Below are 26,291 nucleotides of genomic sequence, written 5' to 3' on the forward strand. Positions count from 1 at the left end.
AAGCTGTGATTAATAGGTTTTTAATGCGGTTTTTAACGCGGTTTTTAACGCGGCTTTTAACGCGGTTTTTAATGCGGGAAAGAAGCTGGGGATAATGGCCGAAATAGGTGAAACGAGAAGCGGTCTCATTTCATTTTTGCGGTAGCGAGAAGCGTTATCAACGTGGAGTGAGAACGGTTTTTATTACGCCGCATTTTGTGGCTTTTTCTTCGATTTAATGCGCTTTTTTCGCTAATTTTCTCCCTTTTGAGGGCATATTTCGCCGGCTTGTTTGCTATCATTGAGCCCATTCAAAATCATCAGGGGCTCCAAATGAAAGGCGATCAAAACGTTCTCCGTCTGCTGAACGCACAGCTGACCAACGAACTCACCGCGATCAACCAGTATTTCTTGCATGCGCGCATGTACCGCCATTGGGGCCTGGAAAAGCTGGGCAAAAAGGAATACGAAGAATCGATCGGCGAAATGAAGCACGCCGACAAGCTGATCGACCGCATCCTGATGCTCGACGGCCTGCCGAACCTGCAGGCACTGCACAAGCTGATGATCGGCGAGTCGACCCAGGAAATGCTGGAATGCGACCTGAAACTCGAACGCGGCGCGCAAGTGACCGTCAAGGAAGGCATCGCCGCCTGCGAAGCGGCCGCCGACTACGTGTCGCGCGACCTGTTCCTGATGATCCTGGAAGACACCGAAGAGCACATCGAGTGGCTGGAAACCCAGCTCGACCTGATCGTCAAGGTCGGCATCCAGAATTACCTGCAGAGCCAGATCGCTTCGTAATCGCGTGGGGTTGGCGGGTTTCCGCCCACGCGTTCAAATCATGCGGGTGTAGTGGCAGCGCATATTCCAGTTGAACGCGTGGACGGCAAAGCCGTCCACCCTACCGCTCCCCCGCCCTGGCCTTCAGCGCCAGCGCGTCATCCACTTGTCGTAGAACCCCATATCCCTCGGCACCGCGCCGGGAATCGCGCAGATCGCGCCGGCGAATTCGTTCGCGCGCGCCAGGCTCGTTTCCAGTGGCCAGCCACGCATCCGTCCCAGCAGGAAGATCGCCGCGAAGGCGTCGCCCGCCCCCACCGTATCGATCACGAACGGCGGGGCCGGATGATCGCGCTGGGTCAGCACCCGGCCCTCGCTGTCGAAGTACACCGAGCCGCGGTGGCCCAGGGTGACGATCAGGGCGTCGAGCGAGAACATCTTGAGCAGTGCCTGGCACGAGGCGTGCACCTCGTCGGCCGCCAGCGGCGGATCGTCGGGCTTGATCTGGAAGTGCCAGCCAAACAGCGCCTGCAATTCTTCTTCGTTGACCTTGACGATGTTCGCCGCCTGCAGCGAGCGGGTGACGCCGCGCTCGTCGTACTGGCCGTCGCGCAGGTTCAGGTCGAGGAAGCGCGCTGCCGTGCCGGCGGTGCTGTCCAGCACCGCCTTGAGCGCGCCGCGCGACGCCTCGTGGCGCTGGGCGAGCATGCCGAAATAGACGACGCCCGGCGTGACGCTTTCCACGCTCGCCACCGCCGCGGCGCGGTCGATGAAGTCATAGGCCTGGTTCGGCAGGATCGTGAAGCGATGGCCGCGCGCGCCGCGCTCGACCAGCACGCGGCCGGTTTCTTCCAGCGGGTCGCGCTGCAGCCCGGCCTCGCTCATGGCGAAGCGCTCGAACTCGGCGTGCACCAGCTGGCCGCTCTTGTCGTCGCCGATGCGGGTGATGGCCAGGACCGGCGCCATGAAGGCGGCCAGGTGGCGCGCCACGTTGAACGGCGCCCCGCCGACGACCTGCTCGGGCTGAAAATCGTCGACCAGCGCTTCGCCGAACACCACGGCGGTGGACATGCCCGACACGCCGTTCATGCGAGGAAGGGGATGGTGTCCTTGAACGACTGGCGTTCGGACAGCTTGTCGAACAGACGCGCCAGGTTCGGGTAGTCGCCGCGCCAGTCGATGTCGGGGAAGCGGAAGGCGATCCAGCCCAGGGCGCAGCCGACGGCGACGTCGGCCAGCGAATAATGGTTGCCGGCGCAGAAGCTTGACTCGCCGAGGCGCTCGGACATCACGCGTAGGCCGGCATGCACCTTGCCCCACTGGCGGGCTATCCACTCGGGGCTTTGCTGGGCCTCGGGACGCAGGGTGGTTTCCAGGCGCACCAGCACGGCGGCGTCGAGCACGCCGTCGGCCAGGGCTTCCCAGACCTTGACCTCGGCCCGGTCACGGCCATTCGGCGGCAGCAGCTTGCAGACCGGCGTGAGCGTGTCGAGGTACTCGGCGATCACGCGCGAGTCGTACAGGGTGCTGCCGTCTTCCATCACCAGGCATGGAACCTTGCCCAGCGGATTCGTCTGCTGGATGGTCGTATCGGCGGCCCAGACATTCTCCTGGATAAAGGAATAGTCGAGCTTTTTATCCGCCAGCACGACACGGACCTTGCGGACGTAGGGGCTGGTGACAGAACCGATGAGTTTCATGGGAGGTCGCAGTTGGGAATCGAAACCCAGTATAGCATCGGCCCCTGCCGTAAAACCTGCGCTGTCGCCGGCCCAACACACTCCCGAACTGCGTCATGCGCAAGGGTTCGCCGCCCGTCCGGTGGTAAAATCCGCGTTTTTGACCGCCACTGCTGCCATGACCTCTACCGCCCTGTCCCCTACCTTGTCGGCCCTGTCCCCGCTCGACGGCCGTTACGCTTCGAAAACCGACAAGCTGCGCCCGATCCTGTCGGAAACGGGTTTCATGCACCACCGCGTGAAGGTCGAGATCGCGTGGCTGCAGGCGCTGTCGCAGGCCGGCTTTGCCGAGATCAAGCCGTTCTCCGCGCAAGCGATCGCTCACCTCGACCAGATGGCTGCGAATTTCAGCGAAAAGGATGCCGCGCGCATCAAGGAAATCGAGGCGGTCACCAACCATGACGTCAAGGCGGTCGAATACTGGCTCAAGGAACAGGTCAAGGACGTGCCGGAACTGGTCGCGGCCAGCGAATTCATCCACTTCGCCTGCACCTCGGAAGACATCAACAACACCTCGCACGGCATGATGCTCAAAGCCGCGCGCGACGGCGTGATGCTGCCGGCGCTGCAAGCCATCATCGCCAAGCTGACCGAGATCGCCCACGCCAACGCGGCGCTGCCGATGCTGTCGCGCACCCACGGCCAGACCGCCAGCCCGACGACGCTGGGCAAGGAAATGGCCAACGTGGTCGCGCGCCTGCAGCGCGCCGCCCGCCGCATCGCCGACGTCGAAATCCTGGGCAAGATGAATGGCGCGGTCGGCAACTACAACGCCCACCTGTCGGCCTATCCGGAATTCGACTGGCCGACCTTCTCGAAGAACGTGATCGAACAGCGCCTGGGCCTGACCTTCAATCCGTACACGATCCAGATCGAACCGCACGACTACATGGCCGAGATGTTCGATGCCATCGCGCGCACCAACACCATCCTGCTCGACCTGAACCGCGACATCTGGACCTATGTCTCGCTGGGCTACTTCAAGCAGAAACTGAAGGCCGGCGAAATCGGTTCGTCGACCATGCCGCACAAGGTCAACCCGATCGACTTCGAGAACTCGGAAGGCAACCTGGGCCTGGCCAATTCGGTGCTGCGCCACATGGCCGACAAGCTGCCGGTCTCGCGCATGCAGCGCGACCTGACCGATTCGACGGTGCTGCGCAATATCGGCGTCGGTTTCGGCTACGCCCTGCTGGCCTATGACAGCTGCCTGCGCGGCCTGAACAAGCTGGAAGTGAACGCCGCCCGCCTCGAGCAGGACCTGGACGCGAACTGGGAAGTGCTGGCCGAACCGGTGCAGACCGTGATGCGCCGCTACGGCATCGCCAACCCGTACGAGCAGCTCAAGGAACTCACCCGCGGCAAGGGCATCACCCGCGAAGCGCTGCGCGAGTTCATCGAGACGCTGGCCGTGCCGCAGGAAGCCAAGGACCTGATGCTGGCGATGACGCCGGCGAATTACACCGGCCTGGCAGCGAAGCTGGCTGCTGATATTTGAGGTTGAACGCCTCGTAGCGTGTACGGCTCCGCCGTACACGCGTTCAAATTACGCCAGCGTTGTGGAAACGCATACCGCAGTTGAACGCGTGGACGGCAAAGCCGACTACGCGTCCCGGTCCACCCTACCTCAATAATCCCACCTCATCTTGACGCCCACCCGGCGCTCGAACTCCGCCCAATACGTGCTGGAGCCAAACTCCGCATGCCCGCCGTTCAGGTTCTCGCCATACACCGACAGGGCGAGGCCCGGCCGCACACGCCAGCCGAAGCGCGCATCGAGCGCCGTGTACGACGCCACCCGAGACGCCGGCATCTCGCCCACCCGGCGCACGGTGACGTCGATCTCGCGCGCGTCGTCGATGTTGTAGCTCGATCGTAGTTGCGCCGTATGCGAGGGGTCGCGCCGCGCCGCCCGCAGGCCAGCCACATCGTTACCGCCGGGCTTGAGCTGCAGGCGCTGGTGCAGCGCGGTCCAGCCGGCCGACAGGCGCCAGCGCGGCATCGGCTGCCAGCTGCCCCAGGCTTCGATGCCGCTGGCGCGGCCTTCCATCAGGTTGTCGAACAGCAGATAACTGCCGCTGGGGTCGAGTTCTTGCGTGCGCAGGTGGTCGTAGTCGGTATGGAACAGCGTGACCGAATACGACAGCGCCGCCGTCGGCTGGCCGCGGTAGCCCAGCTCGATCACGCGCGCCACTTCGCTGCGCACCTCTGGCCCGCCACGCAGGATGAACGGTGGCTGCCCCGGCACCCAGGCGTCGGCGTCCAGCCGCGCCGGTGCGCGCACGGTGCGCGCCGCGGAGGCCCAGAAGGCGTGCTGCGGCGACATGCGCCACGACAGGCGCGCGCTCGGCAACCATTCGACCCCGGTGTAATGGTTGTACTCGGCGCGTCCACCCAGCGTCAGGCGCCAGGCGTCATCCAGTGCGATCTCGTCCTGCACGAACAGGCTGCCCCAGCGCTGGTTGGTGTCGGCCGGCAGGAAGGCCACGTATTGGGTGTTGCCGACGCGGTCGCGCGTCTGGCGATAGTTGGCGCCCCACATCAGCCCATGGCGGCCGGCGACCGGCAGCGTGTGCTGGAACTGCAGGTCGGCCGTGGTCAGGCGCTCGCTGAACAAGGGCGGCGATTCGCGCACCGTGTGATCCAGATAGGCCTGGACGGCGACGTCGCCGCCGTCCGCGAGCTGACGCTGCCAGCGCGCGGTCAGGTTGGCGCCGTCGGAACGCACGCGATCGAGCTCGGTGGGACCGCCCGGCACCGCGATTTCTCCCGGCTGCGGCTGGTCGAGCCGCCCCTGGTAGACGTTGCCGATCACCGAGTAACGGTCGCCGCCCTGCTCCCAGTCAGCGCGTACGCCGGCATGGGTGCGCCGGTAGCGGTCGTCGATGCATCCGCCGCCGACCCGGTCGCTGTCGTCGCGGCGCGTGTATTTGCCATAGGCGCGCCAGGCCACGCCGCCCGCGCTCGTGCCGCCCTGGCGGAAGGCGGCGCCGCCGCTGCCGTCGTTCGCGCCCTGCAGCGCCAGCATGCCGCCCTGGGTGTCGCGCGCCGAGCGGGTCGTGATGTTGATGACGCCGTTGACCGCGTTGAGGCCCCACATGACGCCGCCCGGCCCGCTCACCACTTCGATGCGCTCGACGTCTTCGAGCAGCACCTCCTGGGCGTCCCAGAACACGCCGGCGAACAGCGGCGTGTACACCGAACGGCCATCGATCAATACCAGCAGCTTGTTCGACAGCACGCTGCCGCCGCTGTTCTGGCCGCGCGCGCTGATCGAATAGGCATAGCCGTTGACGCGCGCCACGTGCAGGTTGGGCGCCAGGCGCAGCGCCTCGGGAAGAGTGTCGGCGCCGGAGCGGCGGATATCGTCGGCCGTGATCACGAACACGGCCGCCGGCGCATCCTGCAGGCGCTCGGGCCGCTTCGAGACCGAGGTCACCTGGATATTGGCCAGTTCCTCGATCGACAGGTCGGCCAGGTCGGCCTGCCCGGCGGGGGCGGCCATGGCGGGCAGCGCCAGCCAGGCGGCGACGCCCGTGGCCAACACAAGGTTCCGACAGCAATAAGTGATAAACACGTTCATGAGCCGATTTTACATTCAGCCGCGCCGAATGGTGCATGTTTTACAAGTCCGTGCTAGTGTCTGCAACAGAAATCACACTCTGCAGCACGGTGACCGCTTTTTTGCTATAGTTGGTTAGTTCTAACTCGTACTAGTTACTTGAATACAAACATGCGCCGCTATACGCTGCCCGCTATCGTGCTGCACTGGCTGATTGCCATCGCCATCATCGGCACGTTCACGCTCGGCCTGGTCATGACCGACATCCAGGGCATCACCATGACCAAGCTCCGCTACACCAACTGGCACAAATGGGCCGGGGTCACCGTGCTGGGCCTGGCCGCGCTGCGCCTCCTGTGGCGCCTGTTCAATCACCCGCCGCAATATGCCGACGCCATGCCGGCCTGGCAGCGCGGCGCCGCCCACGGCCTGCACGTGCTGTTGTACGTGCTGATGTTCGCGGTGCCGCTGTCGGGGTATTTCTTCAGCCTGGCGGCCGGCTTCCCGGTCGTGTATTTCGGCGAGATCCCGCTGCCGGTGCTGATCGGGCCCGATCCCGAGCTGCGCGCCCTGCTCCGCGGCGTGCACTACTGGCTCAATATGCTGCTGGCCGCCCTGGTGGCCCTGCACGTGCTGGCCGCATTCAAGCATTTGCTGGTCGACCGCGACGGCGTGATGCAGCGCATGCTTCCCCTCCCTACCCCGAAGGAAAAACGATGAAACCATTCAAAGCCTTGCTGGTTGCGACCCTGGTCGGCGCCAGCGCCATCGCGATCGCCGTCCCGCTCAAGACCGATCCGGCCAAGAGCAGCGTCTCGGCCGTGTTCAAGCAGATGAACGTGCCGGTGGAAGCGCCGTTCCGCAGCTTCAGCGCGGCCATCGACTATGACGCGGCCAAGCCGGCCGCCTCGAAGGCGACCGTCGAGATCAATACCGCCAGCTTCGACATCGGCGACCCGATGTACAACAAGGAAGTCGCCAAGAAGGAATGGTTCAATTCGGCGCAATTCCCGAAGGCCAGCTTCGTATCCACCAGCATCGCACCAAGCGGCGCCGGCAAGCTGAACGTGTCGGGCAAGTTGACCCTGAAGGGAAAGACTGCCGACGTCACTTTCCCGCTGGCGGTCAAGGCCGAAGGCGGCAAACAGGTATTCGAAGGTCAGCTGCCGATCAAGCGGCTGGCCTTCAACATCGGCGAAGGCGAGTGGAAGGACACGAGCATGGTCGCCGATGAAGTCGTCATCAAGTTCCGCGTCACCGCAGCACCATAACTCACCACCACACCTCACAAGGGACATCACCACATGAAGATCAAGCACCTGATCGCGGCCGCCGCCGCCCTCGCCGCCAGCACCGCCTTCGCCGCGCCGGTCACCTATGACATCGAGCCGAACCACACCTATCCGAGCTTCGAAGCCGACCACATGGGCCTGTCGGTATGGCGCGGCAAGTTCAACAAGTCGAGCGGCAGCGTGACCCTGGATCGCGAAGCCAAGACCGGCTCGCTGGACATCACCGTCGACATCAACAGCATCGACTTCGGCCACGAAAAGATGAACGAGCACGCCAAGAAGCCGGACATCTTCGACGCCGCCAAGTACCCGACCGCGACCTTCAAGTCGAAGTCGATCAAGTACACCGGCGACGTGCCGACCTCGGTCGACGGCGAGCTGACCCTGCACGGCGTGACCAAGCCGCTGACGCTGCAGATCAACAAATTCAAGTGCATCATGCACCCGATGCTCAAGAAAGAAGCCTGCGGCGCCGACGTGGTCGGCACCTTCAAGCGCGACGACTTCGGCATCAGCTTCGGCCTGCCGAACTTCTCGCCGGAAGTGAAGCTGGCGATCCAGGTCGAAGCCGTCAAGCGCTGATCGATCGCACCAAATGAAAAGCCCCGCCGGTGCGAACCGGCGGGGCTTTTTTCATCCGCGGATCAAACGATCAACGGCCGTCGCGATCGAAATCACCCGGGATCGCGCGCTCGACGCGGTGCCAGCCGGCGCGGGTGGCCGACTTGGCCTGGTCCCACTTCAGGCGCGAATTGCCCTTCGAGCGGTCCCATTCGCCTGCCAGGTGGCTTTCGTTGGCGTCATAGCCGCCATCGTACTTGCCATAGCTGTTGTAGCCCAGCGCATAGGCCGGCGCGTAGTCGTCATAGGTGTAGCCCGGCGTGTAGTACGGCTGGGTCTGGTACTGGGTGCGCCAGTACTCGTTTTCCTCGTGCGGATTGACCATGTGGCCGACGCCCTTGCCGGCCGCGCCGCCCGCCAGGCCGCCGATCGCTGCGCCCGCCGCCACACCCAGTGGGCCGGCCGCGGCGCCGATGATCGCACCCGCGGTCGCGCCGCCGCCGGCGCCCACGCCCTGCGCCAGGTTATGGTCATGCAGTTCGTCGCCCACCTTCGGATTGACGACCTCGCCCGCGCCACGGCCTGCCGCGCCGCCGGCCAGGCCGCCGACCACGGCGCCCGCCGCCATCCCGATCGGACCGCCGACGGCGCCGATCGCCGCACCGGCGGCTGCGCCGGTGCCGGCGCCCACGCCCTTGGCCAGGTGGTGTTCGGCCAGGTCGTCGCCGGCCTTCGGATTGACCACTTCACCCACGCCCTTGCCGGCGATGCCGCCCGCCACGCCGCCAACCACGGCGCCGGTCACGGTGCCGATCGGACCGGCAACGGTGCCGACCGTGGCGCCCAGCGCCGCGCCGCCCGCGATGCCCAGGCCGGCGCCGATCACGTGCGAGCCGCCCTGCTTGGTCCAGGATTCCTGGATGTGGGCCGCGTCTTCGTCGGAGCGGGTGTGCACGCCCATCACGATGCCGCCGTTCTTGATGCCTTCTTCATAGTGCTTGGCGCGTTCTTCGGGGATGCCGGCGCCGATCAGCGCGCCGATCAGGCCGCCCGTGATGCCGCCCGCGCCGGCGCCGGCCAGGGCCGCCGCCAACGGTCCGGCGACGACCACGCCCAGGCCCGGCAGCACCAGGGTCGTGCCCACGGCGGCGATACCGGCCAGCACGGCGCCGATGGTGCCGCCGATGCCGGCGCCGATGCCCGCGCCTTCGGCCGCCTTGCTGCCCAGTTCCGTATCTTTATCGGCGAAGTGGGTCGTGCGGGTGGTGTCGGACATCATCAGGTTGACGTCGTCGCGGGTATAGCCGCGATCGGACACGGTGCCATAGGCGCGCTCGGCGCTGGCGCGGTCGGGGAACAGGCCGGTGACCATGCGCTGGTTCTGGTCCTGACGATTGGTGTCGTAGCTGCTCATGTCAAATCCTTTCTGGTAGTTGGGGTGGCCAGGCGCTGTTGAAGCGGCACTGCCAGGGACGTCCACCTTATGCCCATGAGCTGCATGGCTCTGTTCGATGACGCACGGTTGACACAGACCGGCCGACATGCGGCCAACGCAGCTGCGATCGACCGGACCGGTGGATGAACAGCAATGCAAAAACGCTATCTAACGTGAGTTGCCGCACCGACCTGACGGGGACGCATCTCTAGACTTTTTCCCATGGTCACGGCAATTGTTGGGCCTGGGGGTATGTCTTTTTACTTGAGGAGGAAGCAACCATGTTATTCATCATCTGGATCGTCGTCGGCGGCATCCTGGGCTGGCTTGCCAGCATGGTCATGAAAACCGACGCAGAGCAAGGCATCATTCTTAACGTCGTCGTAGGTATCATCGGCGCCTTCCTGGGCGGCTGGCTGCTGTCGCCGCTGTTCGGCACCGGCACCATCAACTCGGACGACTTCAGTGTCGCTTCGCTCCTGGTCTCGTTCCTGGGCGCGGTCATCCTGCTGGCCATCGTGAATCTGCTGCGCCGCGGTCGCGTTCGTTAATGAGTACGACACGCAATCTGTAAAAACCAACGCCACGTGCGTTGGTTTTTTTTCCTCTGTGGTTTTATTGATGAGCCCAAAAATGTTCTGGACAGTGTTGATCACGGTCGCCGCGACGCTGGTGCTTGGCGTGCTGGCGCTGAATTTCATGCCGAGCGAAAAGCAGATCGAACGGCAACTGACACGGCAGTACGACACCCACGACCCGCAATTTCGCCGCTCGATGGGTGTGCTGCTCGGCCCCCCTATTCTTGAAGGAAACAAGGTCGACGCCTTGATCAATGGCGACCAGATCTTCCCCGCCATGCTGGCCGCGATTCGCCAGGCGGAAAAGTCGATCAACCTGGAAACCTATATCTACTGGTCGGAATCGATCGGCAAGGAATTTTCAGAAGCGTTGTCCGAGCGCGCCCGCGCCGGCGTGAAGGTCCACGTCATGCTCGACTTCATGGGCAGCATGAAGATGGACAATGCGCTGGTGGACGAAATGAAGAAAGCCGGCGTGCGCGTGCAGCGCTATCACAAGCCGGTATGGTGGAAGCTGGCGCGCATGAACAACCGCACCCACCGCAAGCTCCTGGTTATCGACGGCAAGATCGGTTTCACTGGCGGGGTCGGCATCGCCGACCAGTGGCGCGGCAATGCCGAAGACGAAAATCACTGGCGCGACAGCCACTTCAGGATCGAAGGCCCGGTGGTCGGGCAGATCCAGGCTGTGTTCAACGACAATTGGACCAAGGCCACCGGCGCAGTGCTCGACGGTCCCGACTACTTCCCGGCGCTGGAACCAAAAGGCACGATGCCCGCCCAGATGTTCTCGAGCTCGCCAACCGGCGGCAGCGAGAGCATGCACCTGATGTACCTGATGTCGATCACCGCCGCGCGCGAGACGATCGACCTGTCGGCCGCCTATTTCGTGCCGGACGACCTGACCGTCCGCACCCTGATCGCCGCCGCGAAGCGCGGCGTGCGGGTGCGCCTGATCACGCCGGGTCCGATCATCGATTCCGACCTGGTCAAGGCCGCCTCGCGCGATCGCTGGCCCGAACTCCTCGATGCAGGTGTGCAGATCTCGGAATACAAGCCGACCATGTACCACGTCAAGACGCTGATCGTCGACAAACTCCTTGTATCGGTCGGTTCGACCAACTTCGACAACCGCTCGTTCAGCATCAACGACGAGGCCAACCTGAACGTGCTGGACGAAGGCTTTGCGGCGCAGATGAGCGAGATCTACGAACAGGACTGGGCACGCGCCACGCCGGTGACCGAGCACAAGTTCGCGCAGCGCCCGTGGTGGCAGCGCTTCAGTACCTGGGCGGTGTCGCTGGTCGACAAGCAGCTGTAGTAAACACGGCGAAACGAGGGAAAAACGGAATTTGCTTGCGCGCTCGAAATAGCGGTTGACGATCCAGCATGGGATTACCATACTCATGGACGCTCCGAGGTCCATGAGTATCCCTTCCCAACCAAGATTACGCGCATGAAAAAAACCCTTCTCTCGCTCGCCATCCTGAGCAGCTTCGCCGCCCACGCGGACGAAGGCATGTGGATGCCGCAACAGCTGCCACAAGTGGCCAAGCAACTGAAAGCCGCCGGCCTCAAGCTGGATCCGGCCAATCTGACCAAGCTGACCGAGTTCCCGATGGGCGCCATCGTCAGCCTGGGCGGCTGCTCGGCGTCCTTCGTGTCGCCGCAGGGCCTGGTGGTCACCAACCACCACTGCGTCTACAACAGCATCGCCGTCAACTCGACCCCGGAGCGCGACCTGCTCAAGAACGGCTTCCTGGCCAAGACCATGGCTGACGAACTGCCGGCTTCGCCAGGCAGCCGCATCTTTGTGACCGACGAGGTGACCAACGTCAGCAACCAGGTCATCACGCCAGAAGTCGCCAAGCTGACCGGCAAGGCCCGCATCGACGCCATCGAGAAGAACCAGAAGACCCTGGTGGCCGAATGCGAAAAAGATGCCGGCTACCGCTGCACCGTGGCCAGCTACTACGGCGGCCTGGAGTTCTACCGCCTGAAGCAGCTCGAGATCCGCGACGTGCGCCTGGTGCACGCGCCGGCCGACGGCATCGGCAAGTTCGGCGGCGACACCGACAACTGGATGTGGCCGCGCCACACCGGCGACTACGGCTTCTACCGCGCCTACGTGAGCCGCGATGGCAAATCGGCCGAGTTCTCGAAGGACAACGTGCCGTACAAGCCGAAGCACATCATCAAGCTGGCGCAAGACCACGCCAAGGAAGGCGACTTCGTGATGGTGCTGGGCTATCCTGGCCGCACCAACCGCCACCGCCTGCCGTCCGAAGTGGCCTTCACCTTCGACTGGAACTACCCGGCCTTCGTGCAAGCCTCGGGCGAGACCCTGGCCATCATCGACCGCGAGACCAAGAACGACCCGGCCGCGCGCCTGAAGTACGCCGGCCAGATCGCCGGCGTGAACAACTACTACAAGAACCGCAAGGGCATGCTGGTCTCCTACCAGAGCAGCGACTTCTTGCAGCGCAAGACCGCCGAGCACAATGCGCTCAAGGCCTGGGTGAATGCCGACGCGTCGCGCAAGGCGCAGTACGGCGCCGACATCGACGCGGCCGAAAAGCTGATCGCCGAGCGCGATGCCGGCACCAAGAAGGGCTTCTTCCTGACCTATGCCCAGCCGAAGTTCCTGACCTCGGCGCGCACCCTGGTGCGCCTGGCCAACGAACGCGCCAAGCCGGACACCGAGCGCAAGACCGGCTACCAGGACCGCGACCTGCCGCGCCTGACCTCGGTCATCGAAGGCCAGGACCGCACCTACGACGAGAAAGTCGACAAGGCGCTGGTGCTGAACTTCCTGAAGCAGTACAACGCACAGCCGGCCGCCGAGCATGACGCATCGTTCGACGCCGCCCTGGGCATCAAGCCGGGCATGAGCGAAGCCGAACTGAAGTCGGCGCTGGACCGCATCTATGCCGGTTCCAAGCTGGCCAGCAAGGAAGAGCGCACCGCCTGGCTGAAAAAGTCGCCAGCCGACTTCAAGGCCTCGAACGACAGCTTCATCAAGGCTGCGGTCGCGATGTACGACGCCGACATCAAGGATGAAGAAAAAGGCGAAGAGTCGGCCGGCAAGATCCAGCAAGCCTATGGCAACTACATGAAGGCCAAGATCGCCTACATGAACAGCAAGGGCCAGGCCGTCTACCCGGATGCCAACAGCACCCTGCGCGTCACCTTCGGCAAGATCGCCGGCCGCGACGTGGGCGCCGACGGCACCACCGGCTGGACCGCCTTCACCACCGTGTCGGGCGTGACCGCCAAGCACACCGGCGAAGGCGAGTTCGATGCGCCGGACAACCAGTTGGCCGCGATCCAGGCGAAGAACTTCGGCAAGTACGCCGATCCGAAGCAGAAGACCCTGCCGGTCAACTTCCTGGCGACGCTCGACATCACCGGCGGCAACTCGGGTTCGGCCGCGCTGAACGCCAAGGGCGAGCTGATCGGCCTGGCCTTCGACGGCACCCTGGATTCGATCATCTCGGACTGGGACTTCAACAACAAGATGACCCGCTCGATCCAGGTCGACACCCGCTACATGCTGTGGAATATGAAGGAAGTCGACAAGGCGGATAATCTGCTGAAAGAGATGAACGCGCTGTAATCGTTCTTCTTCTTTCGAAGGCCGCGTCACCGCAAGGGGCGCGGCCTTTTTCATGGGGTTTTGCACAGTTTATTCCGTCGTTTCGCCCGCCTGTCGCGTACGCCGTGACGCGTCGCGGGTCGCTCGCTACACTCGATTCAAATAATGTCGGGAGAGCGAAATGAAAAATACCCTGATCTGCTGCCTGGCCGCGCTGGGCATGCTGTGCGCGAACGCCTCGGCACAGGACAGTGTCGATGCGAAGCGGCTGGCCGGCGCCCGCGCCGCGGTCGAAGACTTGCAGCGCATCGTGGCGCCGCACGGCGTGCAGGATTCCTATAAAACCCGCATCGGCGGCATCGACCAGTGGATCAATGTGCGCGGCCAGGACCGCGCCAACCCGATGATCCTGTTCGTGCACGGTGGTCCGGCCTCGCCCATCACGCCGACCATGTGGCAGTTCCAGCGCCCGATCGAGGAATTCTTCACCGTCGCCAATTACGACCAACGCGGCGCCGGCAAGAGTTATGGTGAAACCGATCCCGCCATCGTGGCCGAGACGATCCGCATCGAGCGCTACGTCGACGACCTGATCGAGGTGGCCGAACACCTGCGCGGGCGCTACGGCCAGCAGAAGCTGGTGCTGATGGCGCACAGCTGGGGCACCGTGATCTCGATGGCGGCGTCGCTGAAACGTCCCGACCTGTTCCACGCCTACGTCGGCATCGGCCAGGTGATCAGCGTGCGTGAAAATGAACGCATCAGCTTCGAATATGCGCTGGAACAGGCGCGCATCCACGACGACAAGGAGGCGCTGAAGGAGCTGCAGGCGATCGCGCCCTATCCCGGCAGCCAGCCGATCACGCGCGAGCGCATCGTGGCCGCGCGCAAGTGGCCGCAGCACTATGGTGGCCTGTCGGCCTACCGCAGCGAGTCCACTTACTTCTTCAAGGGGCCGCTGCTCTCGCCCGACTACACGATGGACCAGGTCAAGGCCATCGACGCCGGCAGCCTGCTCACGCTGGGCCGGCTGCTGCCGGAATTCGTGAAGGTCGACTATTCGAAGGTGAAGGAATTCCCGGTGCCGGTCGTGATGTTCCTGGGCCGCCACGACTATACGACGCCGACCGCCCCCACCGAGGCCTGGCTGGCGCAGGTGAAGGCGCCGTCGAAGCGGGCGGTATGGTTCGAGCGTTCGGCGCACATGGCGCCGTGGGAGGAGCCGGGCAAGACCCTGGTCAGCCTGCTGGAGTATGTGCGGCCGCTGGCGAAGTAGAACGCATCATCGCCGCCAGTTCGGCCGCGATCTGCTGGCCCAGCGAATAGATATGGAAGCCGTCGACGAAACCGTGGTGGGCCTGCACCGAGAACGGCAGCACCAGCTTGCCGTCCGGACCGTCGCGGAAGCGCCCCCAGGCCAGCGAAGGGATGTCCGAGCGGCCGACGCGCGTGGTCGGATGCTGGATCGAGGTGAACTCGAGCCAGGGAATGCAGGTGACGAACACCTGGTCCTTGGCGTCGCGCGGCGACAGGGTCGCGTAGCGCTGGTTCAGTCCCGTCATGCCCATCGCCTCGACGCCGGCCGCGCGGCCGCGCGCGACGAATTCACGCAGGTCGTCGGACCAGTCGAAGGTCGCGAAATTGAGGTCGTCGTTGAGGTTCTTGACGGTGAACGACGGGATCAGCCGCTCGATGCGGATCACTTCGTCGTCGTAGATGCGATAGCGGAAGTTCTCGATCTTGAGGACCGAGCGCAGCACCGCGCACAACAGCACGTGGAAAGGCGCCAGCTCCTGCTCCTTGCACCACGGACGGAAATCCGGCAGCTCGAGCGGGAAGCACAGGTTGACCGACGGGCTGTCCATGCCGTCGAACAGCGCGAAACGGTCGCGCCGCTGTTCGAACTTGTCCATCTTACTTTGCCTTGTTCAGGCGGCTGTTGCGCATCCCGTAGCCGAAGTAGGCCACGACCGCCACCGCCATCCAGATGAAGAACACGCGGAAGGTTGCCGGCGACAGGTCCTTCATGATGTACAGGCAGGCCAGCACCGACAGGCCCGGGATCAGGTAGGGGCCGAACGGCACGCGGAAGCCCGGCGGCGCGTCCGCACCCTGGCGCTTGCGGATCACCGGCACCGCGATCGAGACCACCATGAAGGCGGTCAGCGTGCCCATGCTCACCATATCCCACAAGAAGGTGGAGTCGACGCTGCCGGCCACCAGGCCGACCACCACGCACACGATCATGGTGTTCTTCACGGGCGCCTTGGTGCGCGCGCTGACCTTCTGGAATACCTGCGGGATCAGGCCGTCGCGGCTGATCGCGTACAGGATGCGGGTCTGGCCGTAGATCGTCACCAGGGTCACCGAGAACACCGACACCACCGCGCCGGCCGACAGCACCAGCGCCGGCCAGGCCTGGCCGGTCACGTTCTGCAGGATCACCGACAGGCCGGCCTGCTGGCCTTCGAACATATGGGCCGGCTGGGCGCCCATGGCGGCTACCGCGACCAGCATGTAGAACACGGTCACGATAATCAGGGCGGCCAGGATCCCGATCGGCACGTTGCGGCGCGGGTCCTTCACTTCTTCGCCGGCGGTGGCGATGGTGTCCAGGCCGATGAAGGAGAAGAACACGGTGCCGGCGGCGGCGGTCACGCCGGCCATGCCGGCATAGCCCGAGGCCTCGTTGGTATTGAAGAAGGGCTGGAAATTGTTGGCGTCGAAACCGGTGAAGGCAATCGCCGCGAAGAACACCAGGATCGCCAGCTTGATGATCACCATGATGGCATTGGTGGTGGCCGACTCCTTGGCGCCGCGCACCAGCAGGAAGCCGCACAGGATCACCAGGATGATCGGCGGCAGGTTGATATTCCCCGGATGGAAAGTCACGGCATGGTGGTCCGAGACGAACATCGGCGAACGCAGCTGCTCCGGTATCTGCCAGTTGAAGGCATTGAGCAGGAAGTTGTTCAGGTAGTCGGACCAGCCGATCGAAGTCGCGCTGGCGGCCAGCCCGTATTCGAGCAGCAGGCAGGCGGCGACGATGAAGGCCGCGAATTCGCCGACGGTGGCGTAGGCGAAGGAATACGAAGAGCCCGAGGCAGGCACGCGGCCGGCCAGTTCGGCGTAGCACAATGCTGTCAGGCCAGCAGTGAGCGCGGCCAGCAGGAAGGACAGGATGACCGCCGGACCGGCCTTGGGCACCGCTTCGACCATCGTGAAGAAGATGCCGGTGCCGATCGTGGCGCCGACGCCGATCATGGTCAGGGGGAACAGGCCGAGCGAGCGATGCAGGCCGGGCAAGGCGCCGGCGACGCCGACGCTGGCGGTTTCCTCATGATGCGGTGCTGCCGATTTGGTACGTAACAGCTTCTGGCCCAGGGTCTGGTTCACGGCGTGTCCTTCAATCCACTTTGGCGATCGCGGCTCGGCGGCCGCAGCTCGACAGTCTCAAAAACGAAGTTGCGATTATAGGGGAGTCCGCCTCCCTCGCAATAAATAGTTTAAGTAAGGTGCATTTTCAAAGCATCTTTGATAGAATTCTTTCCGTCGACTTACCGTTGCCCGCACGCGAAGACCATCTGGCGGGCTTTTTTCAGCACTAAAACATGCTTTTAAATTGCATCTAATAAGGACCTTCCATGATTTCTGCCGCTTCCCGCCCCTATATCGACGCTTCGGTTCCCGTCCTGCGCCAGCACGGTCCGGCCATCACGACCACCTTCTACGCCAATATGTTCAGGGCCCACCCCGAGCTGCGGAACCTGTTCAATATGGGTAACCAGGCCAGCGGCGTGCAGCAGCAGTCACTCGCCTCGGCGCTGTTCGCCTACGCCGCCAACATCGACAACGCCGCCGCCCTCGGTCCGGTGGTCAGCCGCATCGTGCACAAGCACGTCTCGGTCGGCCTGACCGCCGCTCACTATCCGATCGTCGGCTTCCACCTGCTGGGCGCGATCAAGTCGACCCTGGGCGATGCCGCCGTCGAGCCGCTGATGAAGGCATGGGAAGAAGCCTATGGCTCGCTGGCCAAGCTCTTCATCGATGCCGAAACGAAGATGTATGCGGATGCCGGCATCGAAGCGGGCTATCTGCGTCCCATGCGCGTGACGGAGGTCGTGCAGGAAAGCGAGAACGTGCTGTCGATCCGCTTCGTGCCGCAGGATGGCGAGCCGCTGCCGCCGTTCAAGGCCGGCCAGTACGTGAGCGTGGAAGCGATCTTCGACGACGGGTTCCGTCAGCTGCGCCAGTACAGCCTGTCGGATGCGCACGGCGTCGATTCGATGCGCATCTCGGTCAAGCGCGAGGAAGGCAACGACAACATTCCGGCCGGCGCCGTGTCGAACTGGCTGCACCGTAATGTGGAAGCGGGCGACATCCTGCAGGTGAGCTACCCGTTTGGAGACTTCCTGCCGGATACCGAGTCCGACGAGCCGGTGGTGCTGCTGTCGGCCGGCGTGGGCATCACGCCGATGATCGGCGCGCTGAACCGCATCGCCCTGGTCAATCCGCAGCGCCGCGTGATCTTCGCGCACGCCGCGCGCTGCCCCGAGCATCACCCGCACCAGCGCGATATCGCGGCCGCCAAGGCACGCATGCCGAATCTGCAGGTGGTGACCTTCCATGAACAAGACAGCGCGCCCGACGCCCTGCCCGGCTTCATGGACCTGGCGCGCCTGCCGAAGTGGCCGCGCAGCGAAACCAACGTGTATATGTGCGGCCCGCTGCCGTTCATGCAGGCGCAATGGAATGCGCTGCTGGAAGATGGCGCCCCGGCCGAACGCCTGCACCGCGAGGTGTTCGGTCCGGACCTGCTGGATAACCTGCTTTAATCAGTCCAGCAGATGCACCCGGTCGCCAGTGATGCTGCGCTGGGCCGGGTGGCCATACACGCGAATGCCGCCCGAGCCCGAGGTGCGGGCGAACAGCGACTGCTTCACGGTGGCGCGGATGCCGCCGGCGCCGCTGGCGCCGAGGTCGGCGTCGTCCGTTTTCAGGTCGGCCAGGTCGACGTTGGCCGAGCCGCTCACGCGGGCGCTCAGTGAGCGCACCGCGCCACTGGCGTCAAGCGAACTCGATCCGCTCAGTTCCAGGCGCGCATGATCCCCTTTCACCTGGCCCAGGCGCATGCGGCTCGATCCCGACAGGGTCGCGTCGATGCCCTCTAGCTGCAGGCGGCTAGCATCCAGCAGGCCCGAGCCGCTGGAACGCGCATTCAGGTTGCCCACCTTGCCCGCGAGGCGCACTTCGGACGACCCGCTCCGGCGCACGTCGAGCGGCGCGCCATTCAAGTCGCTCACCTCGACGCGGGTGGCGCCGGAAGCGCGCACTTCACTCAAGCGCGGCGTGGTGTACACGATGCGCAGCGGCGTCTTGCTGCGCAGGCTCTTCTCGGAATAGATGCGCAGGGTGTCGCCCTGGGTCTCGGTGCGGATCAGCGACAGCAGATTGCTGTCCGCCTCGACCACGAGCGACGGCGCAGGGCCGACGCGCACCTCGACCGGCAGCGAACCGCTCACGTCCAGCGCCGCCAGCGCCTTGACCTCGCGCTGGTCGCGCGCGGCCACGCCGTCGCCCTCCTTCGCATCGCTGCTCCACGCCGTGTGGACGCGGGTATCGCCGTCGCCCGGTGCGACGATGATGGCGCAGCCGGAAAGAACGGCAAGGGAAGCAAGGGCGATGAGGGTACGCATGGCAGTCCAATCAGGTTGTTGTTCGAGTGATGTCACTCTAGCAAGCGCCCTCCCCGGTCGCCATCTGCATGCGACAAACTGCAAAAAAGGCGTCCTGGACGGCGCATGGACGGCGCGAATGGATTAGCCGAACAGCGTCTTGTGCTCGCGCGGCTGCGAACGCAGGTACTGCGGCGGTGCGAATACCTGGTCGCCCAGTTCAGCCGCTGCATGCCATGGCCAGCGCGGGTCGAACAGCATGGCGCGCGCCAGGCCAATCAGGTCGGCCTGGTCTTTTTGCAGGATGGTTTCCGCGTGCTGCGCTTCGGTGATCAGGCCGACGCCGATGGTCGGCATGCCGGTTTCTTCCTTGATGCGTTCGGCGAAGCCGATCTGGTAGCCCGCGCCCAGCACGATCTGCTGATGGGGCGAGACGCCGCCGCTCGAGACGTGGATGAAGTCGCAGCCGAGGCGTTTCAGCTCCTGTGCCAGGCGCATGCTCGCCTCCAGGTCCCAGCCGCCTTCGACCCAGTCGGTCGCCGAGATGCGCATCCCGACCGTCATCGACGGCACGGCCGCGCGCACCGCGGCGAAGACCTCCAGCGGGTAGCGCATGCGATTTTCGAGCGAACCACCGTATTCATCGTCGCGGCGATTCGCCAGCGGCGACAGGAACTGGTGCAGCAGGTAGCCGTGGGCGCCGTGCAGCTCGATCGCGTCCAGGCCCAACGCATGGGCGCGTTGGGCGGCGGCCACGAAGGCGTCCTTCACGCGCGCCAGGCCCGCGGCGTCCAGCGCCAGCGGCGCCGGGTCGCCTTCGGCATGCGGCACGGCGGACGGGGCCTCGGTCTGCCAGCCGCGCGGCGCATCGGGCGGGATCGCGGCTCCGCCCTCCCACGGTACGTTGGTCGAGGCCTTGCGGCCGGCGTGGGCCAGCTGGACGCCCAGCTTGATCGGGGAATGACGGCGGATCGCGGCGATGATCGGCGCCAGAGCATTCGCGTGCTCGTCCGACCACAGGCCCAGGTCATCCGGCGAGATGCGGCCTTCGGGCACGACGGCGGTGGCTTCCAGGATCAGGAGGGCGGCGCCGGACAACGCCAGGTTCCCGAGGTGGATCATGTGCCAGTCGGTGGCCAGGCCATCGACGGCGGAGTACTGGCACATCGGGGCGATCACGATGCGGTTCGACAGCTCCAGCGAACCGAGGGAATACGGGGAAAACAGCTTGCTCATGGTGACTCCTGCAGGTCGGAATTCACCAGTCTATTCCGCCGGAAGGATTCCTGCAGGGAGCGAAAAAAAACGGGCCGCAGCCCGTTTCCCGTCAAGCGATACGCACCACCATGATGCCGGCGCGTAGTCCCACGCGCACGTCGGGGTTCGGGAACACGACCAGTTCCTCGTCGTGCTTCACCGTGTACACGGTCTCGCCATCGGAGGCGATCACCTCGCCGTGCTTCATCGGCGTGAAGTTCCAGGTCTCGCGGCCCACGCGCATGCTGAATGCGTCCGACAGCTTCATGATCGACTGCGCCGTCGCAAACACATGCGGCGTGGACCTGGCTGCCTCGGCCGGCTGGCCGCGCAGCAAACGATCCAGCGCCTTCGACGCATCGGCGAACTGCGACAGGTCGTTCTGTCCCAGCGTGCCGACCCGTCCCAGCTCGACCGTGGTGCCGGCCGCGCCGAGATGCTCGGACGTGAAATAGCTGTAGGTGCCGGCCGATGCTGGATTCATGATGATGGCCTGGATCCCGGCCTCGCCTATCCACGCGATCAGGCTTGCGCGGGCCCGGTCCTCGATCAGCTCCGGTACGATCGCAAACATCGGATAGTGCGAAGGCCGGATCGCCGTGTGCAGGTCGAGGTGCCAGCGCTGCGGCCCGCTGCCTTCGAAAAAGGCACGGGTGACGTCGATCAGCACGTCGGCGCGGCCGGCCTCGAAAGTCCCGGTCAGCGAACCACGCTCCAGACGAAACATCCGGTTCAGGTCCGCATCGATGAAGCGCTTGGCCGAGCGGATCGCATCGATATTCCCGACGCACAGCATCAGGTCCACCGCCAGCGCCTCCGGCGTGCGCGACAGCGCCTCGACCAGGTACGCGACCATCTCGATCGGCCCGGTCTCGTCGCCATGCACGCCGACCGACACCAGCACGCTGGGACGGCCGGCATCCGGCGTCGCCGCCTTGACGGTCAGCACGCCGGACGCCGGCTGCGCGACGGCAAAGCCGGCGCTTTCGAAGCGCTGCGCGACCGAGGCGAAATCCGCCTCGGCCAGCGCGCGCACTGCTTCAGGCAATGCGCTCACGACTCAAGCCGCCAAACGCTCTGGGCTCAGGCCTTCTGACAAGGCCCACACGTCCAGCATCGCCTGTTCCAGGTCGGCCGGCTGGGCGAAGCCGGTCAGGCCGCGCGCGGCCATCACTTCGTCCACCGCCGCTTCCATATTGCCATCCCGGCCCGCACGCTCGATCACCTGCAGCAGCAGGCGCTGCTGGGCGCGGCGCAGCGATTGCAGCGCATAGTTGCGCAGCTGTTCCTGCGACTTGCTCTGCGCCGGCAGCTTCAGGCCCAGTTCCAGCGTATCGATACCGACCTTCTGGCGCAGCACGGTGCCGATCTGCAGGAACTGCAGCAGGGTCATGCCGCTTGGACGCTGCACCGACACGGCAGCGAACAAGAACGAGGCCTGCGATTCGATGATCTCGACCGCCTTCCAGGCCGCAGCGAACGGCACCGGCAGGCCGGTGTGGCCGTCGGCTTCCGAACGGATCTGCGGCGCCTGGCTCCCGTCGGCCTCGGCGAACAGGGTCGACAGCTCCTTGAGGCCTTCCGAATTGGCCGGCAGCGACAGCACGCCTTCGACGGTGGCGCGCAGCATCGCGCGGCTACGGTTGTCGACCGAGACCGACACGTCGCGCGGCACCACCAGCGCGTCATGGTCGAGCGCCTCGAATACCGGCGCCAGGTGCAGGGCCGCCCAGGCGCGGGCCCAGGCCTTGACCACTTCGGTCTCGTCGATGCGGTGCTCCAGCGCCAGGTCGCGCAGCATCAGCGGGCCACAGCGGTTGACCGCCTCGTTGGCCAGCACGGTGGCCAGGATGGTGTTGGCCAGCGGATGATCCAGCGGATCGCGGGTCGCCACCAGCTGGGCCGGGAAGTAAGGACGCAGCAGCGAGTCGGCCCACGCTTCGCCCGTCAGCTCGAGCGCCGCCAGGGTGCGCTTGAAGCGGTTCTTGACGTTGGCGATCACCACCGCCAGCTCCGGCGCCGTCAGGCCCAGGCCCAGCGACTTGCGGCGCTGCAGCTCGACGTCCGTCGGCAGCTGTTCCAGCTCGCGCGAGACCGCGCCTTCGGCTTCCAGGTTGCCGATCAGGGTGATGTAGCCATCGACCACCGCGCTATTGGCCTGCGCCTGCACCTCGCGGGTCAGCAGGTGGGTCTGCAGCGTATTGTCGCGCAGGACCAGGCGCTCGATCTCGCCCGTCATCTCGTTCAGGATGCGGTTACGGTCGGCTTCAGGCAGCTTGCCGGCGTTGACTTCGGTGTCGAGCCAGATCTTGACGTTCACTTCATGGTCCGAGCAATCCACGCCGGCCGAGTTGTCGATCGCATCGGTGAAGATGCGGCCACCGGCCAGCGCGAACTCGATACGGCCGGCCTGGGTCGCGCCCAGGTTGCCGCCCTCGGCCACCACCTTGCAGCGCAGTTCGTTGCCGTTGACGCGGATCGCGTCATTGGCGCGGTCCTTCACCTGGGCGTGGGTCTCGGTCGAAGCCTTGATATAGGTGCCGATACCGCCGTTGTAGAACAGGTCGACCGGCGCCTTGACGATGCGGTGCATCAGTTCCTGCGGCGGCAGCGAGGCTTCCTCGATGCCCAGCACTTCGCGGATCTGCGGCGACAGCTCGATCGAGCGGGCGTTGCGCGGGTACACGCCCCCGCCAGCCGAGATCAGGTTCTTGTCGTAGTCTTCCCACGACGAGCGTGGCAGCGCGAACATGCGCTCGCGCTCCTTGAACGACACTTCGACATCCGGGGTCGGGTCCAGGAAGATGTGGCGGTGGTCGAAGGCCGCCACCAGTTTCAGCTGGCGCGACAGCAGCACGCCGTTGCCGAACACGTCGCCCGACATATCACCGACGCCGGTCATGGTGATCGGGTTGTTGGCCAGGTCGTGGCCCAGTTCGTAGAAGTGGCGCTTGACCGCTTCGAACGCGCCCTTGGCGGTGATGCCCATTTTCTTGTGGTCATAGCCGTTCGAGCCGCCCGAGGCGAAGGCGTCGCCCAGCCAGAAGCCGCGTTCGACGGCGATGCTGTTGGCGATGTCGGAGAAGGTCGCGGTGCCCTTGTCGGCAGCGACCACCAGGTAAGGATCGTCGCCGTCATGGCGCGCGGTGGCCGCTGGCGGCACGATCTCGCCCTGTACGCGGTTGTCGGTCACTTCCAGCAGGCTGGCGATGAACAGGCGATAGACTGCTTCGCCCTCGGCCGCCACCACTTCGCGCGGGGCGCCGGTCGGCATCTGCTTGCACACGAAGCCGCCCTTCGAGCCGGCCGGCACGATGACGGCGTTCTTGACCATCTGCGCCTTCACCAGGCCCAGCACCTCGGTGCGGTAGTCTTCCATGCGGTCCGACCAGCGCAGGCCGCCGCGGGCGACCGGGCCGCCGCGCAGGTGCACGCCTTCGAAGCGGCGCGAGAACACATAGATCTCGCGGAAGGGACGCGGCTCCGGCGCCAGCGCCAGATTGCTGGTGTCGACCTTGAAGATGATCTTCTCGCCGCTGTTCTGGAAGTAGTTGGTGCGCACGGTGGCCAAGGCCAGGTCGACCAGCGCGCCCATGATCTCTTCGGTGTCGGCGTGGTTCACGCTCGGCAGGCCGGTCTTGAGAGTGTACAGCTTGCTGCTGCCTTCGTTGCGCTGCTCTTCGCTCAGGCTCGGGTCGAAGCGCCCGATGAAGCCGGCGACGAATTCCTTCACCAGGGCCGGCTGGGTGCGCAGGGTCTCGGCCATGTAGCGCACTGAGAACTTGGAGCCCAGTTGGCGCCAGTAGCTGATATAGGCGCGCACCAGCTGCACTTCGCGCAGCGACAGGCCGCCTTCGATGGTCAGGCCGTTCATGCGGCCGTCTTCGGCCTCGTCGTTGAACAGGGCGCTGAACAGTTCCTCGGCCACCTGTGGGATTCCCGGCTTGGCCAGCTTGGCCGCACTCTCGGCATCGACCGTCAGCGCGGTCACGTAGCGGCGTACGCCATCCAGGCCGGTGTGGCGGTAGGTCTGCTCGCGGTCGACCGCGATGCCGGCGTTCTGCAGCGCTGGCAGGATGCGCGACAGCGACGGCACGGTCTCGCTCGAATACAGGCGGATCGAGGCGCCGGCGGCGTCATCGTGTTCGATGCGCGCGGTCACACGGTCCGGGCGGCATTTGGTCAGCAGCGCGTGCACGTCGCGGAACGCGGTCTCGGGCGTGGTCGCGGCGACGAAGTTGACCGGCAGGGTCGGCACGATCTTGCGCATCAGGCTGCGCTGGCGGCTTTCGTCGACCGAGTTGATCAACTCGGCGAAGCGGTCATGCCAGCCATCGAGCACGCCCAGCAGCGGACGCTGGATATCGCTTTCCAGGTCGAGCGGGTAGCGCGCGGCGTGCGCGGTCAGGTAGACGCGCGCCAGCGGGCCGTCGGCCACCAGGGTCTGGACGTCGACGTCGCGCGCGCCCGAGCTTTCCTTCAGGGCGGCGGCCAGGCTGGATGCGACGGCGGCGCTGAAGCGCTCACGCGGCAGGTAGACCAGCACGTTCAGGTGGCGCTGGTAGACGTCGCGGCGCGCGAACACCTTGGCGCGCGGCTGCTTGTACAGCGAGACCACGGCGCCGCAGACTTCGGCCAGCCATTCCGGCTCGGCTTCCAGCGCTTCGGTGCGTGGCAGCGATTCGAGGATCTCGATGAATTTCTCGGCGCGGAAGCCTTCCTGGCGCACGCCGGCGATGGAGAGCACCTTGGCCACGCGGCCGCGCGCGAACGGCAGGCGCGCCAGCGGGGTCGAGGTGGCGGCGCGGGTGAACAGGCCGATGAAGCAGTGCTCGCCCAGGATCTTGCCTTGCGCATCCAGGTCGCGCACGCCGATGAAGTCCAGCGGCGCGTCGCGGTGCAAGGTGCCGGCCACGTCGGCCTTGACGATCGACAGGTTCTCGGCGCGCAGCGACAGGGTTTCGAAGTCGCCCGGAATGCTGGCCAGGCAGGTGCCGTAGACCGGGTGCGAGGTATCCTTCAGCACGCCGATGCGGCTCGGGATGTCGCGTTCGAGTTCGCGCGCGCCCGGCTTGACGACGTAGTAGGCGTAGCCGAACGGCTCGAAGCCCTCGTTCTTGGCCCACTCGAGGAAGGCCGCGACTTCCTGGCCTTCCGGGGTGCCGGCGGCAGCGGCGGCGGCGGCGACTGCCGTCATGCGGTCGCCCATGGCGACGGCGTCGCGCTGCACGGTGGCGGCGTCGTTGGCGACCATGCGCAGGCGCGCGGTCAGCTTGTCCAGTTCTTCGAATTGCAGTTCATCGTTCAGCAGGCACAGGACGATCGATTCCAGCGGGCTGCCGGCTTCGCCAACGGCGACAAAGGCGCCATTGGCGTCGCGACGCACCGGCAGCACGGCGTTCATCACGCCGGCGGCGGTGATGCGTTCGCGGCGCAGGGCCATGACGAAGGAGTCGACCAGGTAGGGACGGTCGTCGTTCAGAATCAAGAGTGCGGTGGCGGTGCCGCCGCGGCCGTCCAGGTAGCGCATGGTGGCGATCTGCGCGCCGGGGCCGCTGCGCTGGGCCAGTTGCGAGAACCCTTCCACCAGTACCGGCGCCAGGCTTTGCGGCGCGGTGCCGGCCAGGTCTTCGTCGTCGAGCGATCCGATCCAGGCGGCGGTCAGGGCATTGACCTGGGCGCTGTCGGCGGACTGGTTGGCGTTGACCAGCGCGAGCGTCTGGTTGCGCAGATCGTTGGGCATGTCTTTCATCTTGCTTCTCCAAAGTTGTGTGCCTGGTGCGTCGACAGCTCGTGGCCCGACGCGGCCCTGCTTATACAGGACAGGGATCTCCC

The 26,291-nt window shown here is 65.2% G+C and carries 20 protein-coding genes; 10 read left to right on the forward strand and 10 right to left on the reverse strand.

Annotated elements, in window-relative coordinates:
- The first annotated feature begins 312 nt into the window (after nucleotides 1-312).
- A complete protein-coding gene (gene bfr, locus SOM28_RS06825; RefSeq protein ID WP_109346016.1) occupies nucleotides 313-783 on the forward strand; it encodes a bacterioferritin in 471 nt (156 codons plus the stop codon).
- A gap of 123 nt (nucleotides 784-906) precedes the next feature.
- On the opposite strand, the gene SOM28_RS06830 is transcribed toward bfr, so the two are convergent.
- Nucleotides 907-1,833 carry a PfkB family carbohydrate kinase gene (locus SOM28_RS06830; protein WP_320467654.1) on the reverse strand — a complete coding sequence of 309 codons (927 nt, stop codon included), beginning with the start codon at nucleotides 1,831-1,833 and terminating at the stop codon, nucleotides 907-909.
- A 14-nt stretch (nucleotides 1,834-1,847) separates the two neighbouring features.
- Nucleotides 1,848-2,462, reverse strand: coding sequence for a glutathione S-transferase C-terminal domain-containing protein (locus tag SOM28_RS06835; RefSeq protein WP_123067796.1), 615 nt, complete (start codon nucleotides 2,460-2,462; stop codon nucleotides 1,848-1,850).
- Nucleotides 2,463-2,619: 157 nt separating this feature from the next.
- Between SOM28_RS06835 and purB the strand changes: the two genes are divergently transcribed.
- A complete protein-coding gene (gene purB, locus SOM28_RS06840; protein WP_320467655.1) occupies nucleotides 2,620-3,999 on the forward strand; it encodes an adenylosuccinate lyase in 1,380 nt (459 codons plus the stop codon).
- 129 nt (nucleotides 4,000-4,128) lie between these two features.
- Here the strand turns inward: purB and SOM28_RS06845 are convergent, their stop codons facing one another.
- Nucleotides 4,129-6,048, reverse strand: a complete 1,920-nt coding sequence (locus SOM28_RS06845; RefSeq protein WP_414675155.1) for a TOL_0244 family TonB-dependent receptor — start codon at nucleotides 6,046-6,048, stop codon at nucleotides 4,129-4,131.
- Nucleotides 6,049-6,234: 186 nt separating this feature from the next.
- Between SOM28_RS06845 and SOM28_RS06850 the strand changes: the two genes are divergently transcribed.
- Genes SOM28_RS06850 through SOM28_RS06860 form a run of 3 tightly spaced genes read left to right on the forward strand, consistent with a single transcriptional unit; the run spans nucleotide 6,235 to nucleotide 7,937 of the window.
- Complete coding sequence (locus SOM28_RS06850; RefSeq protein ID WP_123067794.1) at nucleotides 6,235-6,783, forward strand: cytochrome b; 549 nt, start codon at nucleotides 6,235-6,237, stop codon at nucleotides 6,781-6,783.
- Nucleotides 6,780-7,334: a YceI family protein gene (locus tag SOM28_RS06855; RefSeq protein WP_123067793.1), complete on the forward strand. Its 555-nt coding sequence runs from the start codon at nucleotides 6,780-6,782 to the stop codon at nucleotides 7,332-7,334. The genes SOM28_RS06850 and SOM28_RS06855 overlap by 4 nt, the downstream gene beginning before the upstream one ends.
- Before the next feature lie 33 nt (nucleotides 7,335-7,367).
- Complete coding sequence (locus tag SOM28_RS06860) at nucleotides 7,368-7,937, forward strand: YceI family protein (protein WP_005664752.1); 570 nt, start codon at nucleotides 7,368-7,370, stop codon at nucleotides 7,935-7,937.
- Nucleotides 7,938-8,007: 70 nt separating this feature from the next.
- Here the strand turns inward: SOM28_RS06860 and SOM28_RS06865 are convergent, their stop codons facing one another.
- Nucleotides 8,008-9,330: a hypothetical protein gene (locus SOM28_RS06865; protein WP_123067792.1), complete on the reverse strand. Its 1,323-nt coding sequence runs from the start codon at nucleotides 9,328-9,330 to the stop codon at nucleotides 8,008-8,010.
- A gap of 302 nt (nucleotides 9,331-9,632) precedes the next feature.
- On the opposite strand from SOM28_RS06865, the gene SOM28_RS06870 reads away from it, so the two are divergent.
- The 4 genes from SOM28_RS06870 (at nucleotide 9,633) to SOM28_RS06885 (ending at nucleotide 14,800) form a co-directional block, all read left to right on the forward strand.
- Nucleotides 9,633-9,902 (forward strand): GlsB/YeaQ/YmgE family stress response membrane protein, encoded by a 270-nt coding sequence (locus SOM28_RS06870; protein ID WP_123067791.1) that lies wholly within the window; start codon nucleotides 9,633-9,635, stop codon nucleotides 9,900-9,902.
- 82 nt (nucleotides 9,903-9,984) lie between these two features.
- Complete coding sequence (cls, locus tag SOM28_RS06875) at nucleotides 9,985-11,250, forward strand: cardiolipin synthase (RefSeq protein WP_123067790.1); 1,266 nt, start codon at nucleotides 9,985-9,987, stop codon at nucleotides 11,248-11,250.
- 135 nt (nucleotides 11,251-11,385) lie between these two features.
- Nucleotides 11,386-13,545 (forward strand): S46 family peptidase, encoded by a 2,160-nt coding sequence (locus SOM28_RS06880; protein ID WP_320467657.1) that lies wholly within the window; start codon nucleotides 11,386-11,388, stop codon nucleotides 13,543-13,545.
- Nucleotides 13,546-13,705: 160 nt separating this feature from the next.
- Nucleotides 13,706-14,800, forward strand: a complete 1,095-nt coding sequence (locus SOM28_RS06885) for an alpha/beta fold hydrolase (protein ID WP_320467658.1) — start codon at nucleotides 13,706-13,708, stop codon at nucleotides 14,798-14,800.
- Here the strand turns inward: SOM28_RS06885 and SOM28_RS06890 are convergent.
- Entirely contained in the window at nucleotides 14,763-15,437 is a 675-nt protein-coding gene (locus SOM28_RS06890) for a CatA-like O-acetyltransferase (RefSeq protein WP_320467659.1), read from the reverse strand. The genes SOM28_RS06885 and SOM28_RS06890 overlap by 38 nt on opposite strands.
- A gap of 1 nt (nucleotide 15,438) precedes the next feature.
- On the reverse strand, nucleotides 15,439-16,920 hold the full coding sequence (locus SOM28_RS06895) for an APC family permease (protein ID WP_320467660.1): 1,482 nt from the start codon (nucleotides 16,918-16,920) through the stop codon (nucleotides 15,439-15,441).
- A 248-nt stretch (nucleotides 16,921-17,168) separates the two neighbouring features.
- Between SOM28_RS06895 and SOM28_RS06900 the strand changes: the two genes are divergently transcribed.
- On the forward strand, nucleotides 17,169-18,359 hold the full coding sequence (locus SOM28_RS06900; protein ID WP_320467661.1) for a globin domain-containing protein: 1,191 nt from the start codon (nucleotides 17,169-17,171) through the stop codon (nucleotides 18,357-18,359).
- Here the strand turns inward: SOM28_RS06900 and SOM28_RS06905 are convergent, their stop codons facing one another.
- The 4 genes from SOM28_RS06905 to SOM28_RS06920 form a co-directional block, all read right to left on the reverse strand.
- Nucleotides 18,360-19,220: a head GIN domain-containing protein gene (locus SOM28_RS06905; RefSeq protein WP_320467662.1), complete on the reverse strand. Its 861-nt coding sequence runs from the start codon at nucleotides 19,218-19,220 to the stop codon at nucleotides 18,360-18,362.
- A 123-nt stretch (nucleotides 19,221-19,343) separates the two neighbouring features.
- Nucleotides 19,344-20,435: an NADH:flavin oxidoreductase/NADH oxidase gene (locus SOM28_RS06910; protein ID WP_320467663.1), complete on the reverse strand. Its 1,092-nt coding sequence runs from the start codon at nucleotides 20,433-20,435 to the stop codon at nucleotides 19,344-19,346.
- 91 nt (nucleotides 20,436-20,526) lie between these two features.
- Entirely contained in the window at nucleotides 20,527-21,513 is a 987-nt protein-coding gene (locus tag SOM28_RS06915) for a succinylglutamate desuccinylase (protein WP_320467664.1), read from the reverse strand.
- Between the two features lie 3 nt (nucleotides 21,514-21,516).
- Nucleotides 21,517-26,208: an NAD-glutamate dehydrogenase domain-containing protein gene (locus SOM28_RS06920; protein ID WP_320467665.1), complete on the reverse strand. Its 4,692-nt coding sequence runs from the start codon at nucleotides 26,206-26,208 to the stop codon at nucleotides 21,517-21,519.
- Nucleotides 26,209-26,291 lie beyond the last annotated feature (83 nt).

Origin of the sequence: Massilia sp. CFBP9026, assembly GCF_034045165.1 — a bacterium.
Classification (GTDB): Bacteria; Pseudomonadota; Gammaproteobacteria; order Burkholderiales; family Burkholderiaceae_D; genus Telluria; species Telluria arenae.

Excerpts from the sequence above, each read along its gene's own strand:
- bfr (WP_109346016.1), top strand. The coding sequence starts at position 313 with ATGAAAGGCGATCAAAACGTTCTCCGTCTGCTGAACGCACAGCTGACC.
- SOM28_RS06830 (WP_320467654.1), bottom strand. The coding sequence starts at position 1,833 with ATGTCCACCGCCGTGGTGTTCGGCGAAGCGCTGGTCGACGATTTTCAG.
- SOM28_RS06835 (WP_123067796.1), bottom strand. The coding sequence starts at position 2,462 with ATGAAACTCATCGGTTCTGTCACCAGCCCCTACGTCCGCAAGGTCCGT.
- purB (WP_320467655.1), top strand. The coding sequence starts at position 2,620 with ATGACCTCTACCGCCCTGTCCCCTACCTTGTCGGCCCTGTCCCCGCTC.
- SOM28_RS06850 (WP_123067794.1), top strand. The coding sequence starts at position 6,235 with ATGCGCCGCTATACGCTGCCCGCTATCGTGCTGCACTGGCTGATTGCC.
- SOM28_RS06855 (WP_123067793.1), top strand. The coding sequence starts at position 6,780 with ATGAAACCATTCAAAGCCTTGCTGGTTGCGACCCTGGTCGGCGCCAGC.
- SOM28_RS06860 (WP_005664752.1), top strand. The coding sequence starts at position 7,368 with ATGAAGATCAAGCACCTGATCGCGGCCGCCGCCGCCCTCGCCGCCAGC.
- SOM28_RS06865 (WP_123067792.1), bottom strand. The coding sequence starts at position 9,330 with ATGAGCAGCTACGACACCAATCGTCAGGACCAGAACCAGCGCATGGTC.
- SOM28_RS06870 (WP_123067791.1), top strand. The coding sequence starts at position 9,633 with ATGTTATTCATCATCTGGATCGTCGTCGGCGGCATCCTGGGCTGGCTT.
- cls (WP_123067790.1), top strand. The coding sequence starts at position 9,985 with ATGTTCTGGACAGTGTTGATCACGGTCGCCGCGACGCTGGTGCTTGGC.
- SOM28_RS06880 (WP_320467657.1), top strand. The coding sequence starts at position 11,386 with ATGAAAAAAACCCTTCTCTCGCTCGCCATCCTGAGCAGCTTCGCCGCC.
- SOM28_RS06885 (WP_320467658.1), top strand. The coding sequence starts at position 13,706 with ATGAAAAATACCCTGATCTGCTGCCTGGCCGCGCTGGGCATGCTGTGC.
- SOM28_RS06890 (WP_320467659.1), bottom strand. The coding sequence starts at position 15,437 with ATGGACAAGTTCGAACAGCGGCGCGACCGTTTCGCGCTGTTCGACGGC.
- SOM28_RS06900 (WP_320467661.1), top strand. The coding sequence starts at position 17,169 with ATGATTTCTGCCGCTTCCCGCCCCTATATCGACGCTTCGGTTCCCGTC.
- SOM28_RS06905 (WP_320467662.1), bottom strand. The coding sequence starts at position 19,220 with ATGCGTACCCTCATCGCCCTTGCTTCCCTTGCCGTTCTTTCCGGCTGC.
- SOM28_RS06910 (WP_320467663.1), bottom strand. The coding sequence starts at position 20,435 with ATGAGCAAGCTGTTTTCCCCGTATTCCCTCGGTTCGCTGGAGCTGTCG.
- SOM28_RS06920 (WP_320467665.1), bottom strand. The coding sequence starts at position 26,208 with ATGAAAGACATGCCCAACGATCTGCGCAACCAGACGCTCGCGCTGGTC.